The 6000-nt window shown below is 47.8% G+C and carries 7 protein-coding genes; 5 read left to right on the plus strand and 2 right to left on the minus strand.

The annotated features are described in order from the left end of the window. The first annotated feature begins 378 nt into the window (after nucleotides 1–378). Nucleotides 379–774, plus strand: coding sequence for a group III truncated hemoglobin (locus tag K0O23_RS07600; protein ID WP_219876800.1), 396 nt, complete (start codon nucleotides 379–381; stop codon nucleotides 772–774). 33 nt (nucleotides 775–807) lie between these two features. On the opposite strand, the gene K0O23_RS07605 is transcribed toward K0O23_RS07600, so the two are convergent. Both K0O23_RS07605 and K0O23_RS07610 read right to left on the minus strand, forming a co-directional pair. Next, nucleotides 808–2073 carry a hypothetical protein gene (locus K0O23_RS07605; protein WP_219876801.1) on the minus strand — a complete coding sequence of 422 codons (1266 nt, stop codon included), beginning with the start codon at nucleotides 2071–2073 and terminating at the stop codon, nucleotides 808–810. Nucleotides 2074–2139: 66 nt separating this feature from the next. Then, nucleotides 2140–2772 carry a thioredoxin family protein gene (locus tag K0O23_RS07610; RefSeq protein WP_219876802.1) on the minus strand — a complete coding sequence of 211 codons (633 nt, stop codon included), beginning with the start codon at nucleotides 2770–2772 and terminating at the stop codon, nucleotides 2140–2142. A gap of 142 nt (nucleotides 2773–2914) precedes the next feature. Between K0O23_RS07610 and K0O23_RS07615 the strand changes: the two genes are divergently transcribed. From K0O23_RS07615 to K0O23_RS07630, 4 genes are all read left to right on the plus strand, one after another. Further along, complete coding sequence (locus tag K0O23_RS07615) at nucleotides 2915–4726, plus strand: nitronate monooxygenase family protein (protein WP_219876803.1); 1812 nt, start codon at nucleotides 2915–2917, stop codon at nucleotides 4724–4726. A 3-nt stretch (nucleotides 4727–4729) separates the two neighbouring features. Further along, entirely contained in the window at nucleotides 4730–5131 is a 402-nt protein-coding gene (locus K0O23_RS07620; protein ID WP_219876804.1) for a 6-pyruvoyl trahydropterin synthase family protein, read from the plus strand. Nucleotides 5132–5471: 340 nt separating this feature from the next. Then, nucleotides 5472–5786, plus strand: a complete 315-nt coding sequence (locus K0O23_RS07625; RefSeq protein ID WP_219876805.1) for a transposase — start codon at nucleotides 5472–5474, stop codon at nucleotides 5784–5786. A gap of 2 nt (nucleotides 5787–5788) precedes the next feature. Further along, nucleotides 5789–6000 (plus strand): IS3 family transposase (locus tag K0O23_RS07630; RefSeq protein ID WP_219876806.1); only part of this gene is annotated, 212 nt, incomplete at its 3' end.

The raw sequence follows: 6000 nt of genomic DNA on the forward strand, positions 1-6000 counted from the left end.
ACCACAGATTAAGGGGGATTGATGGATTAGCGGGATTTTTGATCATAGATGAAAGAGAACTTTGACAGCAGATTAAGGAGATTTGATAGATTTGAAGGGTTTTAAGACCTCGCGGTGTCTTTATGACCCGCGAGTGTCTAACGCTACGAAGCAATACACTTTCGTACCAGACTCTCGCAGGACCTTCGGACGCTGAGAGGTCTATGGAGATCTAATTAAGAAGATAAGTCCCACTAATCCATCAAATTCCCATTAATCTGTGGTTAAGATTTTACCATTGGCGACCTTTGCGAAACCTTTGCGTTCTTTGCGGTTTGTACTTACCGCGAAGGACGCAAAGGAACACGCAAGGCACGCTAAGAAATTAGAAAAGAGAATATGACTGAAAGACACGACATACTTAGTCTGGATGATGTAAAAAAACTGGTCGATACTTTTTACACCCGTGTCAGAGGCGATGAATTGTTGGGACCTGTATTTCAGGAGCAGATTCAGGATAACTGGGCCCGCCACCTGGACATTATGTATCGTTTCTGGCAAACCATTTTGCTGGGTGAATTAACCTACCAGGGCAGTCCGGGTAGCAAGCACATTACATTACCTATTGGCGAAGAGCATTTTGAACGGTGGCTGAGCATCTTTTACCAGACCATAGACGAACTGTTTACTGGCGAGAAAGCAGCCGAGGCAAAATGGCGGGCAGAGCGGATGGCAGAGATGTTCCACTCCAAGATTGAGTACTACAAGCAGAACAAAAGCAGGACAATACTATAAAGACCTCTCAGCGTCCGGAGGCCCTGCGAGTGTCTAGCTACGGGCAGGTACTTCGTTGCTGACAAGACGCCCACAGGTCTTGAAGACGCTGTGAGGTCTGTGCCTTAGTTGTGGAATAAAGAATAACAGGATACCCAACGGCAAAAGTATACTTACGCCAAAAAGCAACTCGTTATAGTATGGCATAGCGCCAACCTTAGCCCAGAACAATGTCCCTTGCAGAAAGAGCAATGCCTCGCTGCCTGCAAAAGCAAGTATAAACAGCCCCATACCCCATCGGCTTATACTACTTTTAAAACTTAACCAGCCCTGTTGCACGAAAAAGGAAAGTATAAAAAAGCTTACGAACCCGATAAGCACCAGGTGCAGATAGCCTATAATAAAGTGCCGTAGTTTATAAGCTAGGTCTGCAATGTATGGTAAAGCCGTGGCAAATTGCATGAGAGTTTTAAGTATAAAAGCCACCATTGCCAGCAAAAGTATATTTCTGTTCCAGCCACTAAACAAAGTATAAACCTGTTTACACACCGGCCAAAGTATAACTAGCAATAGAATCAATGCCACTACCTGTACCAAGACAGCTGTACCTCCCACAAAGTATACCCAAGCGTCCGGCTTTATCCAAAGTATAGATAAAAGGTAAGCAGGCAGACAAGCCCAGAACATCAACCTGAAAAATAAACGTCCATACTTTATATTGAAGCTGATTTGGTTGTGCTCCAGCAACCAGATCAGAAGGCCCATCACGGCGAAGGTAAACCAGCCGTTGTACTGGAAGTGCAGGTAGAAATAGATAGCATTGTAGTATAACTGGCTGCCGCTGTGCCCCAATGCCATGATCGGCCCCATAGCCCACGGCCCCAACGAGGAAATAGCCAGGAAAAACAGCGCAGCCTTCACAAACAGAAAAGACAGCCGGTGCTTGCCCTGACTTATGTTAGCCTGTTTTGCATCTTTTAAGAACCGGTAAATAAACCAGTAGCTGAGCAGGATATGAGCCGTGGAAAAAGTAATGGAAACGGCCGCGTAACCCTGCACCGGAAAACTAAGCAGCATCCCCAGCACCGCCCCCTGCGATAGCCAGAAATGCCAGGTATACGTTTTTTTGTCCCGTAACTCAGGAGGCAGGAAAGTAACCAGCAACGCAATAAAAAGCGCAGGGTACAGCCAACCCAGCAATGCCACATGCGAGTGTGCGTGCAGCAGGTATTTAAAATTAAGTCCTGCCACAGGAGCCACAAACAGCCAACGCAGCAACAGGCCCAGCACAGCTACTACCACCAGGTTTAGTAGTGCCACCAGCAACCAATTGCGCTTTGAGTGGGTGTTAAAAGTATAATTCAGCACGTATGAAGAAACGGCTCCTTAAACCGTTAGTTCTGCTTTAGCTAAAGCCTGCGTTGTTAACTCCAACAGGTCTTGCTGCAAGGCATTGCTGCGGTCTTTTGCATACCACAGTTGTACCTGTTGCACTAGTTCGTCGTGGCCGGCTGTTGGGTTGGCGGCTTTAAACGACACTACCTGCTCCTGTATAGCTTTTGGCCTTGAGCCCCATGTAAACAAGCGTTCTCCGGTTTCCGCATCAATACAGATCAGCTTAGGAATGGAACGGCTGCCGTTGCTCAGGCAGGTATCCATCAAAGACGGGTTTTCATCGCGCAGCAAAACAGTGAGTTCTATAACTGACGCTTCTGCAGCGATTCTGGCAATTGCAGGTAATAGCTGCGCACCATCCCCGCACCAGGCTTCTACCAGTACAAGCCATTTCCAGTTAGGTTGATTTTGCTCAAGGGTTTCCTTCAGTTCCGGAAGTATAGCAAACTGCTTTTCTACACGCTTCATGCGCTGCAGATTTAGTTTAGTAAAGCCTATCTTTTCCTCTATCTGCTCACCTCCGGAGGTTTTCTCCTGCTCAACCAGCTCCTCTACCAGCTTTCTGTATGCCTCATAAGTAAGCGGATTTACCAGTTCCTGCTCATGTATAGTAAGAGTATCCATAACGCAATAGTTGCTTATACAAGTTAGCTTTATCAACTGCGTCATAAAATGACAAAAATCATATATAGGATTGATGCTACTCATTCAGCGACACCATCGGTTGCCCTACCTTGTGCCCACCTAAACAAGTAAATAACATCTGATGTCACAAACTGCACCACATACATTTCACATACCTGTAATGGGTCTTGCTTTCTCTATTGATTCGCCGCTTAAGGTAGCGCGTTTCGGTATTTCTTCTGTTGTATCGCTGAGCGATGATAGCCTGCTGGAGCATATGCGCCAGCACTACAGCCAGGTATACAACAAGCCATATGCCCCTATCTCTGAGAAAGAAGAAGACTACCGTGCCAAACGGGTAACGGCTTATTTAAACCTGCTAGATGAACTGGTAACACAGCAAATGGCCGAAATGCAGCAGCAGGAATTCGCCCCTGATTCTGACCTGACGAAGTACTTTGAGATGCTGCCAGAGAACTCTCTGCTGCATGAGCAATACCTGGAGATGAAACAAACTACAGCCCCGTTCTGGAGACAAAACCTGCAGGAGGAACTTTGTGATGCGATGGTAGCCGGAAATATAGATGTGAACATCATGACCAAGCTGGACAGGACCAACTACGCTAAAAACGGAGAGCAGCTGCCACAGGAGTATTCTGATGCGCTGGCTGCCTTACGTGGTTTTGCCAACAGCACGGTACGCTCTTCGGTGGTGTTCTCGGCGGGGATGAACATGCGTTTGTATGGCTACTTAGAAAACTTCCCATGCTTTTACCCCGATGCCTCAGGCTTTTTCGAGAAGAAGGTGATCGTTAAAGTTAGCGATTACCGCTCTGCCATGGTGCAGGGTAAAATACTGGCTAAAAAAGGGATCTGGGTGTCTGAATTCAGAATTGAGTCCGGTTTAAACTGCGGTGGCCACACCTTTGCTACCGACGGCTACCTGATAGGCCCGATTCTGGAAGAGTTTAAGCAGAACCGGGAGGCGCTTCGCCTGGAATTATATAGTTTATTTAGCTCTGCGCTGGCTGCAAAAAACATACATGTTCCGTTAAATGTGCCGGCACAACGACTTACCGTGCAGGGTGGTATTGGCACTGCACAAGAGCAGATGTTTTTGCTGGAGCATTACGGAGCTGACAGCACAGGCTGGGGCACGCCTTTCCTGCTGGTACCGGAGGCCTCTACCGTAGACGAGCCAACCCTGCAACAATTGGCAGCCGCAAAAGCAGAGGATCTATTTCTTAGCCCAATCTCACCTTTGGGTGTGCCTTTTAACTCGCTGCGCAATACCTCCAACGAGTTGCTTAAAAAAGAACGTGCCGATAAAGGAAAACCAGGCAGCCCATGCGTAAAAAAACACCTGGTATCCAATACAGATTTTACCGATGAGGCTATCTGCACGGCATCGCGCAAGTACCAGCGCCGCAAACTGGAGCAATTGCAGGCACAAGATTTAGACCCGATCACCTACTTTACAGAGGAAACTAAAATACTGGCAAAAGAATGCTTATGCGAAGGTTTGGCAAACTCTGCCATCCAGCTGTACAATATCAGCAAAAAAGCTGCTACCAAAGCTATCTCTATCTGCCCTGGGCCGAACCTGGCTTACTTTTCAGGAGTGTTTAAACTGCAGGAAATGGTGGATCATATTTATGGCCGCTTTAACGCATTAAACAACACCTACCGTCCGCACATGTTCGTGAATGAATTAAAAATGTACGTGGATTACTGGAAGAAAAAAAAAGAAGAGCAGCTGGACACGCTAACCGATAAGCAGTACAAATACCTGCAAAGCTTCTGGGATAATTTGCAGCAAGGCATACAGTATTACAAACAGCAGTTGCCGGTTATCTTCAAAAATGAGCTGGAACGCCAGGTTATTATGCTGGATGAGTTACTGGAGGCTGAAGACCAACTAATGCTGGCAAAACTGGAGAAAGCCGTAGTATAACCAATGACCAAAATAAGACTTACCCGCCTGTTTACGTTCGAGGCAGCGCATGCCCTTCAAGGCTACGATGGCCCCTGCCGGAACATTCATGGGCACTCCTATAAACTGCAGGTTACGATCATCGGTTTACCTATCATCAACGATGAGCATCCTAAAAATGGCATGGTGCTGGACTTTGGCGATCTGAAGCAGCTGGTGCAGGAAACTATACTTGACGTAGTAGACCACGCCCTGCTCCTCCGCGCCGATAGCGACAGCGACTTGGTAGAGGCGCTGCGCAAACTTAACCATAAGTTGCTGCTAACGCCTTACCAGCCAACCTGCGAAAACATGTTGATTGACTTTAAAACCAGGCTACGAAAAGTAATGCCGGGAAGTGTAGCGTTGCATAGCCTGAAGTTATGAGAAACGCAGAATTCTTTTGCAGAATGGTATGCTTCGGATGAGGTGTAAAGTAGAAGTATAAACGTTTTAAACAGCTCCGCTCAATTAATGGGCAGAGCTGTTTTGTTTGTGGGTGTTTTTTCAGAATGATGATTCGCAGGATTACCGAAATTAAACAGGATTGTCCTCAGTCTCTGGTCCAACCACCCCTGCCCCTCCTTGGCTAAGGCGGGGAACTCTGGTACTAGTTTAGTACAAGTTTTAACATTGTAGTATGTGTTTAACCTCCCTTACACCTAGATCTGGAGTTGCTACCTTTATCCGGACATTAAGTTAAGCGAAAATTTAATACCTTAACGCTATGTCACAAGAGAGAAGAAGATTTGACAAGGAGTTCAAGCTGATGGCCGTTGAGCTCAGCAAGAGCCGGAACAGCATACAGGAATTGGCCCATGAGCTGGGCGTCCGCCCGGAGCTCATCTACCGCTGGCGCTCAGAGCACCTGGAAAAGCCGGAGGGCAGTTTCACGGGCCACGGCAAGGCCAGGCACACGCCGGAGGAGGCCGAGATTGCCAGGCTCAGAAAGCAGCTTCGGGACGCGGAGCTGGAGCGCGGCATTCTAAAAAAGGCTATCAGCATCTTCTCCAGGGGAGACGGGAAATCCACAGGTTTATAACCTTGTACAGCTCCAGATTTCCCGTTGAGAAGATGTGCCAGGTGTTCAACGTGAGCAGGAGCGGCTACTATGACTCGCTGAAGGGCTGTGCCTCCAACAGGGCCAGGGAGAACGAGCGGCTGCTGTCCTTGATCAGGGAGGAGCACAGCAAAAGCAAACAGCGCTATGGCTCTCCCCGCATAAGCCAGGCCCTGAGAGCCAGAGAGGTGGCCGT

The organism is Pontibacter aydingkolensis, from assembly GCF_019443125.1.
GTDB classification, from domain to species: domain Bacteria; phylum Bacteroidota; class Bacteroidia; order Cytophagales; family Hymenobacteraceae; genus Pontibacter; species Pontibacter aydingkolensis.